The organism is Cystobacter fuscus (assembly GCF_044360685.1).
GTDB classification, from domain to species: Bacteria; Myxococcota; Myxococcia; order Myxococcales; family Myxococcaceae; genus Cystobacter; species Cystobacter fuscus_C.
This window is the reverse complement of sequence record NZ_CP043491.1, coordinates 10,632,842-10,651,194: the sequence shown is the minus strand read 5'-3', so window position 1 is coordinate 10,651,194 and position 18,353 is coordinate 10,632,842. Positions and strand designations below refer to the sequence as shown.

At 69.3% G+C, this 18,353-nt stretch carries 14 protein-coding genes; 7 read left to right on the top strand and 7 right to left on the bottom strand.

Going from position 1 to position 18,353, the window contains the following annotated elements:
• Nucleotides 1-43: 43 nt before the first annotated feature.
• The gene (locus F0U63_RS43560; RefSeq protein WP_395840309.1) at nucleotides 44-3,202 is read right to left on the bottom strand and encodes a fused MFS/spermidine synthase; all 3,159 of its coding nucleotides are present in this window, start codon (nucleotides 3,200-3,202) and stop codon (nucleotides 44-46) included.
• Nucleotides 3,203-3,608: 406 nt separating this feature from the next.
• On the opposite strand from F0U63_RS43560, the gene F0U63_RS43555 reads away from it, so the two are divergent.
• On the top strand, nucleotides 3,609-4,268 hold the full coding sequence (locus tag F0U63_RS43555) for a LysE family translocator (protein ID WP_395840307.1): 660 nt from the start codon (nucleotides 3,609-3,611) through the stop codon (nucleotides 4,266-4,268).
• A gap of 21 nt (nucleotides 4,269-4,289) precedes the next feature.
• On the opposite strand, the gene F0U63_RS43550 is transcribed toward F0U63_RS43555, so the two are convergent.
• Entirely contained in the window at nucleotides 4,290-5,141 is an 852-nt protein-coding gene (locus tag F0U63_RS43550; protein WP_395840305.1) for a phytanoyl-CoA dioxygenase family protein, read from the bottom strand.
• A 297-nt stretch (nucleotides 5,142-5,438) separates the two neighbouring features.
• On the opposite strand from F0U63_RS43550, the gene F0U63_RS43545 reads away from it, so the two are divergent.
• The 6 genes from F0U63_RS43545 to F0U63_RS43520 all read left to right on the top strand — a co-directional run bounded on the left by F0U63_RS43545 (nucleotide 5,439) and on the right by F0U63_RS43520 (nucleotide 12,732).
• Entirely contained in the window at nucleotides 5,439-6,329 is an 891-nt protein-coding gene (locus F0U63_RS43545) for a CBS domain-containing protein (RefSeq protein WP_395840302.1), read from the top strand.
• A 149-nt stretch (nucleotides 6,330-6,478) separates the two neighbouring features.
• Entirely contained in the window at nucleotides 6,479-7,261 is a 783-nt protein-coding gene (locus F0U63_RS43540) for a hypothetical protein (protein ID WP_395840300.1), read from the top strand.
• 322 nt (nucleotides 7,262-7,583) lie between these two features.
• A complete protein-coding gene (locus F0U63_RS43535) occupies nucleotides 7,584-8,513 on the top strand; it encodes a transposase (protein ID WP_395840297.1) in 930 nt (309 codons plus the stop codon).
• 353 nt (nucleotides 8,514-8,866) lie between these two features.
• On the top strand, nucleotides 8,867-10,639 hold the full coding sequence (locus tag F0U63_RS43530) for an SLC13 family permease (protein WP_395848521.1): 1,773 nt from the start codon (nucleotides 8,867-8,869) through the stop codon (nucleotides 10,637-10,639).
• A 120-nt stretch (nucleotides 10,640-10,759) separates the two neighbouring features.
• Nucleotides 10,760-12,217 (top strand): AlkA N-terminal domain-containing protein, encoded by a 1,458-nt coding sequence (locus F0U63_RS43525; protein WP_395848520.1) that lies wholly within the window; start codon nucleotides 10,760-10,762, stop codon nucleotides 12,215-12,217.
• Complete coding sequence (locus F0U63_RS43520) at nucleotides 12,214-12,732, top strand: methylated-DNA--[protein]-cysteine S-methyltransferase (RefSeq protein ID WP_395840294.1); 519 nt, start codon at nucleotides 12,214-12,216, stop codon at nucleotides 12,730-12,732. The genes F0U63_RS43525 and F0U63_RS43520 overlap by 4 nt, the downstream gene beginning before the upstream one ends.
• A gap of 78 nt (nucleotides 12,733-12,810) precedes the next feature.
• Here F0U63_RS43520 and F0U63_RS43515 read toward each other — a convergent pair whose 3' ends face one another.
• The 5 genes from F0U63_RS43515 to F0U63_RS43495 all read right to left on the bottom strand — a co-directional run bounded on the left by F0U63_RS43515 (nucleotide 12,811) and on the right by F0U63_RS43495 (nucleotide 18,154).
• A complete protein-coding gene (locus tag F0U63_RS43515; protein ID WP_395840292.1) occupies nucleotides 12,811-13,416 on the bottom strand; it encodes a DUF1801 domain-containing protein in 606 nt (201 codons plus the stop codon).
• A 201-nt stretch (nucleotides 13,417-13,617) separates the two neighbouring features.
• On the bottom strand, nucleotides 13,618-14,553 hold the full coding sequence (locus F0U63_RS43510; protein ID WP_395840289.1) for an SPFH domain-containing protein: 936 nt from the start codon (nucleotides 14,551-14,553) through the stop codon (nucleotides 13,618-13,620).
• Between the two features lie 5 nt (nucleotides 14,554-14,558).
• The gene (locus F0U63_RS43505) at nucleotides 14,559-15,446 is read right to left on the bottom strand and encodes an SPFH domain-containing protein (RefSeq protein ID WP_395840287.1); all 888 of its coding nucleotides are present in this window, start codon (nucleotides 15,444-15,446) and stop codon (nucleotides 14,559-14,561) included.
• A 48-nt stretch (nucleotides 15,447-15,494) separates the two neighbouring features.
• Nucleotides 15,495-17,609, bottom strand: a complete 2,115-nt coding sequence (locus F0U63_RS43500; RefSeq protein WP_395840285.1) for a SulP family inorganic anion transporter — start codon at nucleotides 17,607-17,609, stop codon at nucleotides 15,495-15,497.
• A 212-nt stretch (nucleotides 17,610-17,821) separates the two neighbouring features.
• Nucleotides 17,822-18,154, bottom strand: a complete 333-nt coding sequence (locus F0U63_RS43495) for a hypothetical protein (RefSeq protein ID WP_395840283.1) — start codon at nucleotides 18,152-18,154, stop codon at nucleotides 17,822-17,824.
• Nucleotides 18,155-18,353: the final 199 nt, after the last annotated feature.

The window sequence follows — 18,353 nt, the reverse complement described above, 5'->3', positions numbered from 1 at the left end:
AAGGCTTCAATGCCGCGGCGTCCGGTTCCAGGCAGCGCCCTCCTCAAGGGGGCGGGGCGTTCGCGCCATCCTCCAGCAGGGGAGGAGGCTCCGTGGAGATGAAGCGCGCGAGGTCCGCGAGCGCCTCGTCCTCCAGGGCGTGGTGGGTCTCCACGTAGCATCTCGCGCGCTTCTCCAGGAAGGGCCTGTTCCAGGGGATGTGGGGCTCGTAGGGCGCGAAGGCCTCGACGCACCGTTGGGTGAACCCCAGGACCGTGGCCAGCGTCAGGCGCACCTGCTTGCGGCTGCTCTCTCCCCGGTGGTTGGAGAAGGGCTGGGCCAGTGCGTTCCACAACCGCTCCGCCAGGGCGGCGTCCTTCCGGGCGATGCTCTCGCTCAGGGACATGGCCCGTTCGAGCTGGTTGCCGCTGCCCCAGGGCACCTGGTGGAGTACGGCGAAGGCGCTCTCGAGTGACTGCGTGGCCTCGGCATGGCGGTCCTTGCCCACCAACCACTGGGCGCGCAGGGACCTGGCATCGAAGGGAAGCGAGACTTCCAGCTGCTCCAGCAGGGGCAGGGCGGCTTCATCGCCTTGCTGGACCAGGAGCTCGCCCACCAGCCGCAGCTCGGTGATGTCCCGGGGCCGCGACTGGGTCTTCTGCCACAGCTTCAACGCCTCGGGCAGCTGCTGGCGGTCATAGGCTTCATACACGGCGCGGTGGGCCTGGAGCTTGCTGGCGTTCAGGTCGGGCCGGCGGGGCGGGTCCGACTGCATGTTGAGCAGCCGCAGCTCCTCGACGCGCTGCCAGTCCACCGTCCCTCGCCCCACGTCCATCCGGTCCGCGCCCAGGTCGATGCCGAGCTGGCGCAACAGCACCGGGGCGAAGCCCGTGTGGGTGCGGCCCACGCTGCGGGCGAAGGCGAACTCCACGTAGGACAGATCATCCGTGTTGATCAACGCCTCCTGTCCCTTGGACATGCGCTGGGCCAGCGCCGGGCCCGCGAGGAAGTGGGACAAGACGCCCTCCAGCTCCGTGGTCTCGAACGTCGCGGCCAGGGCCCGGCGGTAGGGCTCCTGGGCCACCCGGGCCCGCATGCGCTCCATGTCATGGCGCCACGGCTCCGCGGTGGCCATCAAGATGAGGTCGCCGGCCTGCGTCTGCCAGGACTCCACGGCGCCGAACTCGGAGGACAGGGTGGCGTAGATGCTGCGCACCGTGCGCGAGTCCACCTCGTAGGCCTGTACCCACTGCAGGAAGATGCCTCCGGGTGCCAGCCGCCGCCGCACCCCCTGGTAGAACTCGCGGGAGAAGAGACTGGCGATGCCGGCCCGGTAGGGGTTGGAGGGCTCGGAGAAGATGATGTCGTAGGACTCATGGGAGGCGAGCAGCACCTCGCGCGCATCATCGAAGATGATGTTCACCTTGGGGTTGTCCAGCACGCGCTCGTTGACGTCCGCGCACCGGCGCGCCATCTCCAGGATGGCCGGTTCGATCTCCACCACGTCCACGCGCTCCATCTCCGGTACCGAGCCCAACCAGCCCGCGGTGCTGCCGGTGCCCAGTCCGATGACGAGGGCGTGGCGCGGATTCGGATGGGCGAGGGCTCCAATGAGTCCGCCCATCACCTGGGTGCTCGCATCGCCCACGCTGTTGCCATCCGACTTGCCATTGACGAGGAAGGACAGGCCGTCCGAGCCGAGGATGCCCACGCTGCTCTCCACGCCATCCGCTTCCCACAGCAGGGAATCGCGCAGCTGGGATGTGGATTCACGCAACCCCTGGGTGGAGCTCGTGTCCACCCGGCTGCGTCCGGCGCCGATGCCGCTGTGCCGCCAGACGGCGGAAGGCCCCTCGGCCGTGAGCAGGACGACGGTGAGCGCGGCCGCGAACAGCGAGGGCACCAGCCGCGAGGGCGGCGCCTGCTCCCAGCGCAGGGCCATGGCCGCCGCCACCAGTCCGAGCACCACCAGCACCCCGCCCACCGTCCGCCACACGCCCGGGGCCGTCAGCAGCGGCAGCAGACCGAAGCCGCCGGCCAGCGAGCCCACGATGGAGCCCACGGTGTTCCACGCGTAGGCCAGACCCACCTGCCGGCCCACCTGCTCGCCGCCCCGTCCCAGCAGCGCCAGCAACAAGGGGAACTGCACGCCCGAGACGAAGGCGGCGGGAAACACCACCAACGCGGCGAGCAGGGTCCAGCTCAACACCAGGCCGCTGAAGCCGAAGACGGACAGGGGCCGCGTCAGCGTCGCGAGCACCGCCACCTTGTCTCCCAGGGCCAGCGGCACGGCGAGCAGCAGCGCCTCCAGGATGCACGTCAGGGCGAAGCCTCGCAGGGTGGCCGGGCGCGTCTGGCCCCAGGCCGCGTACGCCGCGCCCCCCAGGCCGATACCCGCCAGCGCCACCATCAGGATGAGGCCGAAGGTGAAGGTGGAGCCTCCCAGCAGGGGGCTCGTCATCCGGTACCACACCATCTCCATGAGGAAGAAGGCGAAGCCCACCAGGGCCGCCGCCGTGAGGACGAAGGAGCGGGGGGGCAGGGGGAGCGCCTTGGCGTCCTCGGGGGTGGGGCCCGCCTGCGCCTGGTCCGGCTCGGACTCGGGCAGACTCCGCGCCACCGAGCGCGCCACGAGCGCGACCAGCACGTTGACCAGACTGGCCAGCCACAGCGTCGTGCGGGTGCCGAACACCTCGAAGAGCAGGAAGGTGGACGCGGTGGCGCCCGCCACGGCGCCCAGGGTGTTGACGCCGTAGAGCACCGCGAGTGCCCGGCGCCGCACGTCCTCGGGTGTCTCCGCGGCGCGCGCGGCCGCGGGCAGGGTGCCGCCCATGAGCAGCGTGGGCACCGCGAGCACCAGCGTCGAGAGCAGCAGCCGGACCACGGAGCCCAGGCCCAGGCCCAGTGACACCGTACCGCCCAGCGTCACGTAGAGGGTGCGCGCCAGCCACACGAGCAGCGGCGTCACCGCCGCGCTCAGGGAGATGAGCAGCTCCAGGTCGGCGTAGAAGGCCAGCGGACGCTTGTGCCGGTCCACGCGCGCCCCGAGCAGGGCGCCCCCCAGGCCCAGACCGCCCATGAAGATGGCCAGCACCGCGGCCGACGCCGCCGTGGACGCTCCGAAGATGAGGCGCAACTCACGCTGCCATGCCGTCTGGTACACGAGGGCACAAAATCCCGAGCCAAACAGCAGGGGAGCAATCTTCCAGACACGTGCGTTCATCGGATCCTGAGAGAGGGGGCGGGACGGGCCCGGACGTGTCCGATTGAATCAGCCGGGTTGCGTCCTGACAAAGGACTTCGTCACGAGACGGAGCCCTCGGTCACCCCGTGCCCTCCAATCCGCTGAACCGGGTGCCGGGCGAGCGTCTCGATCGGGGCTCGCTCCCCCGCCCTCGGTGCGAGTTCCTGGCTCCAGATCGCCGCTCGCGCCTCGGCGCGGGGAGCGCTGCGCTCGGACGCGCTGTCGCGCCTGCCCCATGCTGCTGGTGGTGGCACCCGCCGTTGGACGTGGCGTCCGTGTTCGAGGGGCTGCTGGACCTGCTCTTCGTTGCTCCTCCACGGGGCGGGACTCGGGCAGCCAGGGGCTGACACCTCACCGGAAAGGGTGATGAGGTGGGGGCCACGCCATGACTCCTCCCGGCCCCCTGCTCGCCTCCATCTATGGCCTGTACCTGCTCGCGGTCATCACCCCCGGGCCGAACACGTTCATCGTCACGCGCCTGGCGCTGTCCGCCTCGCGCCGGCACGCGGCCCGGGCCGTGCTGGGGATTGCCCTGGGCAACACGGCGTGGCTCTGCGTCACGTTGGGCGGCGTCGCCGTGCTCCTGCAGCAGCTCCCGGGAGGGATGCGCGCCGTGCGCTACGTGGGCGGGCTGTACCTGCTCTACATGGGCGTGCGGGGATGGCTCGCCGCGCGGGGGGCCTCACGTGCTTCCGCGGCGCGGCCGGCCGTGGCTGATGAGAAGGCGCTGGTGGATCGGGCGCTGGCGGGGGAGGAGGCCCGGCCGTTCCGCAGCGGGCTGTTCGCCAGTCTGTCCAATCCGAACACGATGCCGTTCTACCTGAGCCTCCTCGCCCCCACGGTGGTGTCGGGCATTGCCCCGTGGGTGCGCGTGGCGGCGGGGGCGGGCATCGTGACAATCGCCATGGCCTGGTACGGGACGCTGGCCTGGGGCCTGTCCACCGGGCACGTCCGGCGGGCCTACTCCCGGCGCGAGCCGCTCATCCGCCGGGTGCTCGCGCTGGTGCTGGTGGTGTATGGGATTCGGCTGCTGGTGACGGGGTAGGGCGTCGGGCGGCCCGTCGCCTCAGCGGGGCGAGGTCGTGGCGAGGGGGCCGAAGCCCCGGAGGGGCAGGGTGGGCGCGCGGTGCAGCCAGTTGTCCTCGGGGTAGCGCGCGGTGCCGTCGATGAGGTGGAGCGAGTAGGCGTGGCGGCTCCTGGGCGAGGTGTTGGCGCCGCTCTTGTGCGGCAGCAGCCCGTGGAGCACCACGAGCGTGCCCTTCTCCACCTCCAGGGGCACCATGCCCTCCTCGGGCAGGGGCGTGGCATCCAACACCTGGAAGGCCGTGCCGCCTCCCTCGGCGCGCACGAAGCGCTTCTTCAAGCCCAGCGTGTGTCCGCCCGGCAGTGCCCACAGACAGCCATTCTCCAGCGTGGCGTCCTCCAGGGCGAACCAGAAGCCCAGACAGGTGGTGGGCTCCGTGTACAGGAACGTCGAGTCCTGGTGGCTGTTCACCTCACCGCCGATGAAGGGCTGCTTGAAGATGTACATCGACTGGAGCAGCAGCGCCTGCTTCAGGCCCAGCTCCGCGGCCAGGGCCGCCAGCTCCGGCGTGCGCGAGAACCGCTCGAAGACGGGGTCCAGGTCGTGCATCGCGTGGCCGATCTTGTTGATGGACAGCGTCTTGTCCTGGCGCAGCGAGCCGTCCGGGCGGAAGGCGTTCTCCTCGAAGAAGAACCGGATCTGGTCCCCCGAGGAGAGGAAGTACTCGTCCGAGGTGCGGCTCTGCTCGTGCGTGGTGAAGATGGAGACGGTCTCCGGCTGGAAGTCCGCCACGAGTGCTTCCGCCCGGGCCTTCAAGGCCTCGCAGGCGTGCGCCGGGACGAACCCGGGCAGTACGAGGAAGCCCTGTCGCGCGAAGTCTCTGGCTCGGTCCATGTCCACTCCTCCGGGGTGAAACGTACCACGAGGAGCCCGCGCTCAATGTCAGGCGCCAACGTCCAATATCCCCGTGCGGCACGTCCTCCCGGAGTCCTGTCGCTCGGCGGACAGCGGACGCTGGACCTCACCCACGTCGGGCGGACAGGGGGCCTGGGCTTCGCGGGGCAATGCCTTGGCGCCCGTGGTGGCGGGGCATGCGCACGCCCGCTCCGATGTGGCCGATGACACGCGGACGCTCCAGGTTCGACAAGAGCGCATGAACCACTGACGGAAACACAGACAGGAGGACTCCTCATGGCGCCGCTTCCACAGTCCAATGACCCCCATTCCCTCGCGGAGCGGGATCGACGCGCCGCGGAGTCTCCTCCTGGCTCGAGCGAGCGCGCGGACTCGGACGTCACCGGTTGGAGCGTCGAGCGCGATGAGCCTCCCGAGCTGCGCCAGGACCGCTTTCAACGCGCCGCCCGGATGGGCATGGCCGACCCGCGCACCGACACGCCTCCCTCCGGGGCTGGGAGCGCGAGCGTGCCGGACGGTCCCTATGGCCAGGATGACCGCGCGCTCGGCGACGCCGTCGGATTGGGGGCGGGGCCTCGCATGGGCGATCAGGATTGGGACACGTCCCAGGGGCTCCGGCACCCGGCCCGCGAGTACCGCCCGTGGGACCGCTCCGGCTCTGGCGCGCCACCGAGCGCCCCCTCGGAACCGTCTTCTCCGACAGGGCGCCGTTGGGCCCGGGAGCCGCTGACGGCGCGCGAGGTGATGACGCGCCAGGCGCGCACCGTGAAGCCCGACAGCGGATTGCGCGAGGTGGCGTGGCGGATGAAGGAGGAGCGCGGCATCGTCCCGGTGGTGGACGAGCACGGCCGGTTGCGCGGTGTCATCACGGAGCGAGACCTGGTCGTCCGGGTCCTGGCCGAGGGGCGTGCGCCCGACAACCTCCATGCCCAGGACGTGATGACGGACGAGGTGGAGACCGTGCCACCCCACGAGACCCTGCCCGCCGTCGTCATGTTCATGGGCCGCCATCGGCTGCGCCGCGTGCCAGTGGTGGAACGTGACGGCCGGTTCGTGGGCCTCGTCTCGATGGCGGACCTCGCCACGCGCGCCGAGCACGACGAGGAACTGCGGGAGACCCTGCACCACATCACGGCGCTGCGCTCCTTCTGGAGCCACCTGGACTGAGTCTTCCGGCGGGGGCGGTGAGCGGTTCTGGCCCGGGCTCGGGCTTGGAGGGCAGCCGGACGGAGGAGCCGCACCCGAGGGCACTCCGGGTTGGCGTCGCGCTCACGCGCTCCATCTTTGGCCTGTCTCGTATCCAACAGGAGATGCTCATGCCCAAGGGTTCGTGGTGGTGGTCCGCCGGGGTGGCCGCGTTGCTGCTCACCGCCGGTTGCAAGCAACAGGGTCCGCAGCAACAGCAGGACGTCCAGAGAGATGCGCACGCTCAGGTGGAGACGGCGCAGGAGCAATCGGAGCGGGCGCTGAATCAGGCCGAGGACGCGCAAGCCAAGGCCCGCGATGAGCAGAAGGACGTGGCCGACGCGCAGCTGGACGTGCAGAAGGCCCAGCAGGACCTCCAGGAGGCTCAGGCCAGGGCCCAGAGGGAGACCCAGGAGGCGCAGACCGCTCAGCAGCAAGCGAGCAACCGGGCGCAGCAGGCTCAGGCCGAGGTCCAGCAATCCCAGCAGCAGGACGCCGAGGCGCAGCGTCAACAGCAGGAGCAGATGGCGCGCACGCAGCAGCAGGTTGCCCAGCAGCAGGAGCAGATAGCGCGCACCCAGCAGCAGACGGTCCAGCAACAGCCGTCGGGCCAGATGCAGCAGATGGTGACGGGCCGGGTGGTGAGCTCGAGCCCGGATGAGCTGTTGCTCAGCAGCGCGGGGGCTCCGGGGCAGCCGCAGATCCGCTTGCAGGTCAATGCGCAGACGCAGGTGGTGGTGAACGGGCGTCAGGGCTCCACCGCGGACATCGCCGAGGGCAGCCAGGTGCGCGCCTCGTACCAGGACGTGGGCGGTGAGCCGACGGCGCTGCGCGTGGACGTGACGAGCAGTCACCAGGGCACCGGAGGCAGCCAGGACCTGGGTGGCAGCCAGGACGGACAGCCGCGGCAGTAACGGGAGCGACGCATGGGATGGATGGGCGCCCGTGGACAACTGCTCCCTGGCGCTCAACATCCCCCCGAAATGGTGTCCCCCGAAATGGTGTCAAAGAATTCCCCCTCCCCCCCCGGGTGTCAAAGAATTCCCCCTCCCCGAAATGGTGTCGAAGAATTCGAAACGCCGAAATGGTGTCGAAGAATTCGAAACGCGGGACTTGAGCCGGAAGAGACTCGACGTGGACGGTTGAAGCCACCCACCTTCAAATGTTTCTGCGGACTTGCGAGTTGGCGCGCGAGATGCATCCGGTTTGGCGGAGCGCACGCAGGGGGGGAAGGGGATGGGCTGGCCGCTGAGGATGTTCCAGGAGGAGGGCTACTACTTCGTCACATCCAGATGCTACCAGGGACGACTGTTGCTGCGCCCCAGCGCGGAGGTGAACGAGGTGGTCGGAGGAGTGTTGGCCCGAGCCATCCAGCAAAGCGCCGGCACCGTGCGGCTGTATGCCTTCACCTTCGTCTCCAACCACTTTCACCTGTTGGTGTGGGCACGGGGAGCCGCGCTCTCCGGCTTCATGCAGTACCTGCGCGCCAACCTCTCCAGGAAGGTGGGCAAGCTGGTGGACTGGAGTGGAGGATTCTGGGAGAGGCGCTATTCGGCGGAGCCGGTACTGGACGACACGGCGCTGGTGGGACGGTTGCGCTACATCCTGGCCCATGGAGTGAAGGAGGGTCTGGTGGAGCGGAGTGCCGAGTGGCCGGGACTCACGTGCCTGCCTCAATTGCTGGGGCCAGCACGGCGGCTGTTCCGGTGGTTCAACTGGACGAAGCGCTGGAGCAAACGGGGAACCGAGGACAGGGCGGAAGAGGGACGCTTCGCGCAGGAGTGGGCCGAGCCGGTGGAATTGGAAGTAGCGCCACTTCCATGCTGGGAAGGACTGGAGGAGATGGAGAGACAGCGTGCGGTGCGGGAATTGGTGAGGGAGGTGGAAGCTGAAGCTCGAAGCCGGAGCACTTCCGTGTTGGGGGTGCAGGCCGTGAGGGCGCAGCACCCGCATACCCGGCCCGAGCGCCTTGATCGCAGCCCAAGACCGTTAGGGCATGCATCCACGCATCAGGCGATGAAGGAACTGCGTGAGCAATACCGGGCTTTCGTCGCGGCATTTCGAGAGGCGGCGGCTCGGTGGATGCGAGGAGATTTCTCGGTGTGTTTTCCGCCCTTCTCCTTTCCGCCGCGTGTCACGCCAAGCCGTGCTGCTCAAGTTCGTTGACTGCTCAAGTTGCTCAAGTTCTTTGACACTCTCGGGGCTCAAGTTCTTTGACACCCTCTCGAGCGAGCTCAAGTTCTTTGGACACCCTCTCGCTCAAGTTCTTTGACACCCTCTCGACACCCTCTCGGGGAGGCTCAAGTTCTTTGACACCCTGACACCCTCTCGGACACCCTCTCGGACACCCTCTCGGGACACCCTCTCGGGGACACTCTCTTGCTCGCCCTTCACCCGGCATGACCCGAGCAGGCAGGCATTCGCCTGATGCATCCCCGAGGCCTGGAGCTCGCCTCATTGCTCCCACTCCAGGTTCTCCTCACTCTACAGACATGGTCACGATAGTCGCCCTGGGCGTGATGGTGATCGCCATCGCCCTGCTCTCCATCGATCGCATTCCCATCGAGGTGAGCTCCCTTGCCATCATCGTGCTGTTGGTGCTGAGCGGGCTCGTGACGCCGCGGGAGGCCCTCTCCGGGTTCTCGAGCGACACGGCCATCTTCATCTTCACGCTCCTGGCGCTGACGCAGGGGCTCAGTGCGACCGGGGTGATGCAGATTGTGGGCCGGCGGCTGCTCTCCCTCTCGCGTTTCAACCCGCGGGTCTTCATCGTCATGATGCTGGTGGCCGTCTGCGCATTCTCCTCCGTTGCGTCGAACACGGCGGTGACGGCGGCGTTTCTCCCCGTCGTGACCGCGGCGTCCACTCAGGCGAGGGTGGCCCCGCGCAGGCTGTTGATGCCCATGGCGTTCAGCTCCATGCTGGGGGGCACCATCTTCCTGTTCGGCACGTCCACCAACCTGGTCGTCAGCGCGGCGCTGGAGCAGGTGGGACTCGAGCGCATTGGCTTCGCCGAACTCGCGCCGGTGGGGCTCCCTCTGGCGATCGTCGGAATCATCGCGGTGCTGGTCCTCGTGTGGCGCTTCCTCCCGGAGCGTGGCGCGGAGGGCGGCGAGAGGACCCTGACCCAACGTGAGTACGTGACGGAGGCGGTGCTGACGCCTGGCTCCCGTCTGGTGGGAAAGGAGCTTCGCTACGTCACCGAGGGACTTGGCATCCCGGTGCGGGGACTCGTGCGGGATGGCGTCACGTTGCCTCCCGAGCCTCGGGAAGTGCTCGTGGCCCAGGAGCGCCTCATCATCGCTGGCGGCCTGGACGACATCCTGCGAGTAAAGGATCTGCGCAGCATCGGCCTCAGCGCCGATCTTCGGATTCCCGAGGGCCAGCGACAGGCGTATACCCTCGTCGAGGTGTCAGTGCCACCGACGTCGGCCCTGGCCGGCAGGTCCTTGCGCGACATCCGCTTCGCGGAGCGCTATGGCCTCGTGGCGCTGGCCATCCACCGCCATCCCACGCTCCAGAGTACCCATCAGCATCTGAGCTTGATGGGCAGCCTCAAGGGGAGGGATGCCATGAAGAACCTCCCCCTGGCCGTGGGCGACCTGCTGCTGCTCGGTGGGCCCGAGAAACGTGTCCGTGAGCTCGCGGGGGACGAGGAGCTGACGGTGCTCGGCAGTGTCGAGTACCAGCGGCCGCGCTACCGTCGCGCCGTGCTCTCCGTGTGCATCTTCGCCAGCACGGTGGTCATCGCGGGGCTGCGAATCACCTCACCGGCCATCGCGGGGCTGGCGGGCCTGGTGGTGATGGTGGCGGTGGGCTGTGTCGACACGCGCACGGCGTTCCGCGTGGATTGGCGGGTCGTCATCATGATTGGCGCGTTGCTGACCTTGGGGTTGGCGATGGAAAAGAACGGCGTGGGAGAGTTCCTCGCCCAAGGAGTCATCCCCCTGGTGGGAGTCGTGGGACCCCGCGGAGTGCTCTGCGTGCTCATGATCGCCACCGTCCTGCTCTCCGTGCCCATGAGCAATCAGGCCGCCGCGCTGATCATGCTTCCCGTTGGAATCCATGCCGCGCTGGACATGGGGCTCGACCCACGAGCGTTCGCCATGGGGATCTGCCTGGCCGCGTCGTACTCGTTCCTCACGCCCCTGGAGCCGTCCGCCGCATTGGTGTACGGCCCCGGGCGCTATCGCTTCCGCGACTTCCTGCGCGTGGGCACGCCCCTCTCCGTGCTGATGCTCGCGCTGCTGACGGTGGCCGTGCCGCTCGTCTGGCCGTTCACGAGCGCATGAGCGGAGTGCGCCGGCAGGAGCTGTGAGTCACCAGGCCAGCGGCGGTGGCGACCCGATTTTCGCGGTCAGGTCCGAAAACGGCCAGACTGGGGGATGCGGCCACGCTACGAAAGCCCCGTGATGAAGACGCTGGAGAACGAGACCTGCTATCGGGCCCTGACCGCGCGAGACCGGCGCTTCGATGGGCTCTTCTTCGTCGGGGTGTCGACGACGGGCATCTACTGTCGGCCGGTGTGCACGGCGAGGACGCCCCGCCAGGAGCGCTGCGCCTTCTACCGCACGGCCGCCGAGGCGGAGCACGCGGGCTTCCGTGCCTGCCTGCTGTGCCGCCCCGAGCTGGCCCCGGGCAGCGCACCGGTGGACTCCGTCCCGAGGCTGGTGGCGGCCGCGGTGTCGCGCATCGAGGGGGGATTCCTCAACGAGTCGTCCCTGGATGAGCTGGCGGCGGAGTTGAAGGTCACCAGCCGGCACCTGCGCCGGGCGATGGAGGCGGAGCTGGGCGTCTCCCCGGTCGAACTGGCCCAGTCGCGGCGGCTCGCGCTGGCGAAGCAACTGCTCCAGGACACCGCGCTCCCGCTGGCGGAGGTCGCGTTCGCCAGTGGTTTCCAGAGCGTCCGGCGCTTCAACGCGCTCTTCCAGGAGCGCTTCGGCAGGCCCCCTTCGGAGCTGCGGCGAGCCAGTGACGAGGCGGCGGGCTCGCGCTCGCTCGTGCTCCGGCTGGACTATCGCCCGCCGCTCGACTGGGAGCAGCTCCTGCTCTACCTGCGAGGTCGCGCCATTCCAGGGGTCGAGCACGTGGGGGAGTCCGACTACCGGCGCACGGTGCGCCTGGGGGGCAAGACGGGCTGGCTCGTGGTCCGGAAGGATCCGAAGCGCCCCGCGCTGCTGGCCGAGGTGTCGTTGTCACTGGCGGGGGTGCTGATGCAGGTGGCCACACGGCTGCGGGCGCTCTTCGACCTCGATGCGCAGCCGGAGGTCATCTCGGAGTGCCTCGGACGTGACGCGCTCCTGGCGAAGTGCGTCCAGACGCACCCGGGGCTGCGGGTGCTGGGGGCTTTCGAGCCCTTCGAGCTCACGGTGCGCGCCATTCTCGGGCAGCAGGTCACCGTGCGCGCGGCGACCACGCTGAGCGGGAGGCTCGTCGCGCGCTTCGGCGAGCCCGTGGACGGTCCCCATGCGGAACTCTCCCGGCTCTTCCCGCTGCCGGAGACGCTGGCGGCGGCGTCGGAGGACGGCGTGGCGGCGTTGGGACTCCCCGGGGCGCGGGCGAGGAGCCTGCTGGGGGTGGCGCGGGCGGTGGCGGAGGGCTCGGTGCGGCTGGACCGGCACGCGGACGTGGACGGGACGATGGCGGCGCTGGAGGCGCTGCCGGGCATCGGCGCCTGGACGGCGCACTACGTCGCCATGAGGGCGCTGCGCTGGCCCGACGCATTCCCCGCGAGCGATCTCGGGATTCGCAAGGCACTCGGAGGCGTGACGGCGAAGGAGGCCGGCGCGCGGGCCGAGGCCTGGCGGCCGTGGCGTTCCTACGCGGCGATACACCTCTGGACTTCTCTTTCGGAAGGAGCAGGCGGATGAAGCTGTACACCACGACCCTGAAGAGCCCGGTGGGCCCCCTCCGGTTGTACGCCAACGATGGGGCACTCACCGCCATCTACCTGGAGAACCACAAGCGGGCACCCGTGCTCGTCGCGAGCGAGGGGGAGGAACACTCGGTGCTGCGGGAGGCACGACGCCAGTTGGAGGAGTATTTCGCGGGCGAGCGTGGGTCCTTCGAGCTTCCGCTCGAGCCGATCGGGACACCCTTCCAGCAGATGGTGTGGAAGGCCCTCCGGGAGATTCCGTTGGGGGTCACCTGGACCTATGCGGGCCTCGCGCGCCACATCGGCCGGGAGGGGGCGTCGCGGGCGGTCGGGTCCGCGAACGCGAGGAATCCGCTCTCCATCGTCGTTCCCTGCCATCGGGTGGTGGGCACCAGCGGGGCGCTCACCGGGTACGCGGGGGGCGTGCCCACCAAGCAGTGGCTGCTCGAGCATGAGCAGCGGCTTCGTGGGGGCTCCTCGCGGGGGGACCAGGCCGCGCTCCCCCTTTAATCGCACACACAGGGTGAACAGACATGGAGGAGGCACGAACGATGACGTCTATTCAAGCCTCACCCAGACGTCCGCCGCTCACATTCGTTCGCCGGGCAATTGGCTGGCTTGCCTCACCCAAGCGGCGAACTGAGCCTCGTCGAGCTGGCGGTCCTCATGGATGTCGAGGTAGCGCGTGTCCTTGCTCTTGGACTCGCCGGGGGGGACAGGACGCAGCGACGTGCCGCGGAAGAACGCCACCTTGACGTACTTCGTGAAGCAATGGATGCCGAGGAACCAGCCTTGGCCCTCGACTCCGTACATCGGCGAGTTCCATTTGACTGCCTTGCGCACGCCGGGGACGGTGCGCGCGATGAGCGCGTCGAGGCGAAGCCCGACGTCGCGTTTCCAGCCCGGCATGGCCGCGATGTAGGCCTGCACGGGGGCGTCGCCGTCGGCCTTCGCGATCTGAGGGTTGCCGCCTGTGAGGAGGGCCGGCTTCGCGGCCACCGCGGGGCCCTTGGCCTTGGTTGCGGTGGCTTTGGGCACTGGATGCGCCGTCGGTTTCTTCGCCGCGGCCTTCGTGGGCTTGCGGGCTGATGACCTGGTGCCCGGCTTCTGGGGCTTGGCCACCTTCGCGGCGACCCGCTTGGCGGTGGCCTTCTTTGCGACCTTCACCGGCTTCTTGGACGTCTTGTTGACCATTGCTGACCAAACCGAGAGTGGGTGGGTTCTCGCCGATACCGGCGTCGACAGCAGGCCACTTCCGACACGGAAGATTGGCGCCCTGGCGCCCGCGAACATAGCACTGCTCACTCGCGGGCTTGCCCGTGCTCGCTGGAGTCCCGGAAGGGGAGCACCCGTGGGTGCCCCCTTTCCGGGGTGCAACACTTCAAGGCGAGACGCTCAGGCCTCGACCTTGCGCTCGTCCCCGTTGGGGCGCAGCGCCGGGACTTCCAGCTCCTGGGCCCCGTTGGTCGGGGTGGGGAGCATCGCGGCGTCGATGGCCCGCATCTGGTCGCCCTCGAAGCCGTGGAAGGCCACGGTGCGGTGCGGGCGCACCTGGGAGAGCGAGTACAGCTCGTTGTAGGCGTGGAGCACCCGCGGCTGCTTGCCCAGCACCATGAAGGCGCGGCCCACCGCCGCCGGGTACTGGCCCTTGGCCTCGGCCACCAGCGCCGCCACCTGGGCGCTCGTCTGCGCGTCCAGGAGCGCCACGCGCTGGCGTCCCTCCTCCTCCACCTCCGCCGTGGCGCGCTCGAGCCGCGCCGACAGCGTGTCGAACACCTGCTGGGCCACCTCCGGCCGCAGGCTCACGTTTCGGATGAGCACCCGCTCCACCTCCAGGCCCCAGCGCTGCGTCTCGTCCTGGATGTCCTGGCGCACCTTCTCGCCCAGCTCGCTGCGATCACACAGGATGTGCTCGAACGAGCGGTTGCCGAGGATGGACAGCGCCGCGTGGGTGACGAGCGCCCGGAGCGACTTGTCCCAGTCCGCCACCCCGAAGAGCGCGCGCGCCGGATCCGCCACCCGGAACTCCAGCCACAGGTCCACGATGACCGTGGTGCCCCGCGCGTCGTTGACCTGGATGTTGGTGATGTCGCGGAAGTCGCGCGCCCGGCTCACCGGGAACGTGCGCACCCAGGGCAGCACGCGCTCGGGCACCCAGTGCCAGCCCGGCTTGTTCAGCGTCTTCTCCAGCTTGCCAAAGCGCGTGACGAGCACCGTCTCCTCGTCTTCCACCTGGAGGCCGAAGAGGCGTCCCAGTCCAATGAGGAAGGGCAGGGTGCACAGGCCCGCGACGATACCGCCGATGAGTTGAAGCAGTTGGCTCGAGTTCATGGGGGTTACTGTCCCTTGAGGTAGACGGTACGCGACTCGGACATGACCTCGGACCGGCGGCGCGACACGTAGAGGTGGAGGGTGTTCTGCCGGTCGAGCTCCGAGAGGAACTCGCCCAGCTTGAGGATTTCCGTCTCGGTCGCCGCGGCGCGCGCCCGGGCGATCTCCACGCCGCGTGCGGCGGCCAGCACGCGCTGCTGGCACTCCGCTCCGGCGCGCGCATAGGCCGCGTCCGACTCGTTCTGGGCGGCGATGACGGCGTTGAGCGCGCTGTCCAGCTCATCCGGCGGCAGCACGTCCGTGAGGTCCACGCCGACGAACTGCACGCCGTACTTGCGGCCAATCTCCTTGTGGCAGAACGCCTCGATGCGCTGGCTGAGCAGCCGGCGCTCGCGGCGGATGAGCGCGTACGAGTTCTCACCCGCCTGGTGCGTCGCGGCCAGCGCGCCGCTCACCGTCTCCGGACCCGCGGCGGGGGCGTGGAAGTTGGCGATCTCGTTGCGCAACAGGCAGGAGAACAGCCCGGTGATGTGCTCCACCGGCGCGCGCAGGCCGAAGAGGAAGTGGCCCAGGCTGTCGCGCACGGGCACGTAGCGCAGGGTGCTGTCGAAGCGCAGCACCGTGCCATCTCCCGTCATCGCCGTCTGGCCCCCCTTCTCGCCGGCCAGCTCCAGGGCCTGCTCCATCATGGGGATGTCATGCGCTCTCTCCCAGGGCAGCTTGCGGTGCAGCCCCGGCCCCCAGGTGCGCAGCGTCTTGCCATCCGGCTCGGTCCGCGCCGCGCCGAGGGAGGTGAGCACCGACAGGTGTCCCTCCTCCACGCGGAAGAAGCAGCGGGACAGCACATAGGCGCCGTAGACCGCCGCGCCAATCAGGATTCCCATCAAGAACATGTTCGTGTGACTCCGTAGGAAAGGTTGTCGTTCACGGGGGCCCCGCGCTCAGAAGCGCCCGTCGCGGGCGCGCCGCCAGTTCGTCCATCCGGACGTGGACTCGGTGTTGCTGGTCGCCAGGGGACGCGAGGTCTGCCGGACCTCTCCATCCTGGGTGCGGTAGGCGGCGGCCAGGCCGCGGTTGACGTCCACCACGTCCTCGTTGAACTCGCGGTGGGCCTCGCTCACCGGCGGCAGGCGCTCGGCCTTCTCCGCGGTGTCCACGATGGTGCCGTGGGGGACGAACCTGCCATCCGGCACCTCCACGCCCACCACGATGGCGCCAATGCCGATGTAGCAGTGGCTGCCGACGACGGCGTCGTGCACCACCGCCTTGAAGCCCACGAAGGTGTCATCCCCGATGTAGCAGGGGCCGTGCACCAGGGCGTTGTGGGCCATGGAGACGTTCTTGCCCACGTACACCGCCCACTCCTCGCCGCCCACCACCACCTTGCGCTCCTTGAGGGCGTGGATGACCACGCCGTCCTGGATGTTGGAGTTGGCGCCGATGTGGAAGGGCGTGCCCTCGTCCGCGCGCACCGAGCTGCCCGCGGCGATGTGCACATGCTCACCGAGCACCACCCGGCCGATGACCGCCGCCTGCGGGTGGACGAACGAGGAGCTCGACATGAGGGGCCGGGACTTGATGTGCCGCAGCCAGCCGAGCGAGTGCGGCGAGGCCTCGAGGTGGCTCGGGTGCCGCGCCTCGGCGTGGGCCCGCGAGAGCACCGCGCGCACGCCCTGCTGCTTCTGCTCCACGGAGGGCGCGCTCGGGTGCGGCTTGTGCCGCCGCCGGTGCAGGAAGCGGCCCACCGCGTGGACGAGCATGCCGCCCGTCAGGCCCTCCACCAGATGGCCACTCAACGTGCCCACCGCGGTGACGAGGAAGGCCACCGCCTCCACCCGCTCCTCCTTCCACAGGTGGACCAACGTGCCCACTTCCACCAGACGCAGGCCCACCACGCACAAGAGCCCCGCCAGTCCCGCCAGCGGCACCTTGGCGATCTGATCCGACAGGTAGAGCATGACGAAGAGCAGGGACGCGGAGTGCAGGAAGGAAGAGAGGCGGGTGCGGCCTCCGCTCTGCACGTTGACGCCCGAGCGCACCACCACGCCCGTGACGGGCATGCCGCCCATCACCCCGGAGCCCAGGTTGGCCAGGCCCTGGCCCAGCAGCTCCAGCGTGGGCTGGTGGGGACGAGCGGCGGGCGCCATGCGGTCGGTGACCCGCGCGGACAGCAGCGACTCGGCCGCGGCGAGGATGCCGAGCGGCAGGCTCGCGGCGAACAACTCCAGCCACCGGCCCTGCAGGTCCGGCAGCCGGGGCGGGGGGAGACTGGAGGGGACCTCGCCCACGCGCGAGATGTCCCAGCCAAGGTAGCTGGCCAGCGCCGTGACGATGCCCACGCCCACCAGCGCCGCCGGGAAGCGCTTGAGGTGCCGCGCGGCCACCACCAGGAAGGCCACCGCGAGGCCCGACAGCGTCGACAGCCAGGACACCTCGTGCAGCCACTCCGGCCGGTGCATCATCTGCGCGAGCTCGAACACCCGGTAGTCGAAGCCGAGCAGCTCGGGAATCTGTTGATCGAGCAGCTTGATGCCCACGCCCGTGGTGAAGCCGGCGAGCACCGACTCGGGCACGTACTTCATCAGCCGGCCGGCGCGTCCCAGGGAGAGCAGCAACTGCATACAGCCCACCGCCAAGGCGGCGGCCGCCGCGCCCGCCACGCCGAAGCGGGCGACCAGGGCGAACACCATGGTGGACAGCGCCGCGGCGGGGCCCGTCACCTGCAGGGGCGTGCCGCCCATCATCGCCGCGATGCCGCCACCCACCACGCCGGCGATGAGGCCCGCCGAGGGAGGCAGGCCGCTGGCCACCGCCAGGGCCAGGTTGAGCGGCAGCGCCACCGCCGCCACGGTGACACCGGACAGCACGTCCTGGGGAATGAAGCGCACCACGTCCTTCCAGGAGTCCACGAGGTAGCGGCGCACCGAGCGCCACTCGGCGCCGAAGCTGTTCTCCGAGGGGGGGGGGCGTTGTCTCTCCAGGACGCGCGACAGGGGCCGCGGCGCGGGCAGTCGCCGGGCGCGCGTCAGGGCATTCTTCTCACGGGCTCGTTGCATGGGCATACACGTGTGGAAACCGGCACGTGCCAGAGGGCACGCAGCCAGGGGGGGGACAGGGAGGCCGGACGGGTGGAAAGGACACGTGAGTGCCTTTCCTCTCGCGGAGGCGGGATGGAGGGTGGAACGCCGTGCGGAGGCGTCACGCACGCGCGCGCATCAGCACCCGGGGCGCTGATGGCAGGCGGTCGTCGGACGTGAGCGGAGTCCGCTCAGTGACAGAAGGGTTCTTCGTCCGGGGCTGGATTCGAGGGCCGCCACACCACCACCGCCCGGGGGGTGATGACCTGCGCGGGCGGCAGTGCCCGCGCGCGGCGGTCATGCCGCGCACGCGGGCGCTCTCGAGGGGGACACGGCGGCAGGCGGCGTGCCCCCGACAGCCGGGCCATGATGCGCGAGAGGGTGAAATCCTTGTCGAGCGATTCCTGCGTCTCCTCGGCCGTCTCCCCGCTCCGGGCGGCCAGCTTCCAGGTGTAGGTGGTGAGCGGGCCAATCAGCCCGAACACCAATAACCCCAGGAGCATGTGATGGATGACGCGCCTCATCGGCCTTGGAAGCCCCCCGCAGATGGTAAAACCAGCCAAAACCCGTTCTTCTAACACCTCTGGGCGGGTCATGTGCAAGTCAATCGCACCAAGACTTTTCTCATTCCTACAAAGAAAAATGGATGAGGGGTAGACTCGTTTCACCCGAAAGTAGTTGAAGCAATCTAATGAGTTGCATCCATCAGATTGAAGGGGTGGG

Bases quoted from the DNA above. Each gene is read 5' to 3' on its own strand.
- F0U63_RS43560 (WP_395840309.1), bottom strand. From the start codon at position 3,202: ATGAACGCACGTGTCTGGAAGATTGCTCCCCTGCTGTTTGGCTCGGGA.
- F0U63_RS43555 (WP_395840307.1), top strand. From the start codon at position 3,609: ATGACTCCTCCCGGCCCCCTGCTCGCCTCCATCTATGGCCTGTACCTG.
- F0U63_RS43550 (WP_395840305.1), bottom strand. From the start codon at position 5,141: ATGGACCGAGCCAGAGACTTCGCGCGACAGGGCTTCCTCGTACTGCCC.
- F0U63_RS43545 (WP_395840302.1), top strand. From the start codon at position 5,439: ATGGCGCCGCTTCCACAGTCCAATGACCCCCATTCCCTCGCGGAGCGG.
- F0U63_RS43540 (WP_395840300.1), top strand. From the start codon at position 6,479: ATGCCCAAGGGTTCGTGGTGGTGGTCCGCCGGGGTGGCCGCGTTGCTG.
- F0U63_RS43535 (WP_395840297.1), top strand. From the start codon at position 7,584: ATGGGCTGGCCGCTGAGGATGTTCCAGGAGGAGGGCTACTACTTCGTC.
- F0U63_RS43530 (WP_395848521.1), top strand. From the start codon at position 8,867: ATGGTGATCGCCATCGCCCTGCTCTCCATCGATCGCATTCCCATCGAG.
- F0U63_RS43525 (WP_395848520.1), top strand. From the start codon at position 10,760: ATGAAGACGCTGGAGAACGAGACCTGCTATCGGGCCCTGACCGCGCGA.
- F0U63_RS43520 (WP_395840294.1), top strand. From the start codon at position 12,214: ATGAAGCTGTACACCACGACCCTGAAGAGCCCGGTGGGCCCCCTCCGG.
- F0U63_RS43515 (WP_395840292.1), bottom strand. From the start codon at position 13,416: ATGGTCAACAAGACGTCCAAGAAGCCGGTGAAGGTCGCAAAGAAGGCC.
- F0U63_RS43510 (WP_395840289.1), bottom strand. From the start codon at position 14,553: ATGAACTCGAGCCAACTGCTTCAACTCATCGGCGGTATCGTCGCGGGC.
- F0U63_RS43505 (WP_395840287.1), bottom strand. From the start codon at position 15,446: ATGTTCTTGATGGGAATCCTGATTGGCGCGGCGGTCTACGGCGCCTAT.
- F0U63_RS43500 (WP_395840285.1), bottom strand. From the start codon at position 17,609: ATGCAACGAGCCCGTGAGAAGAATGCCCTGACGCGCGCCCGGCGACTG.
- F0U63_RS43495 (WP_395840283.1), bottom strand. From the start codon at position 18,154: ATGAGGCGCGTCATCCATCACATGCTCCTGGGGTTATTGGTGTTCGGG.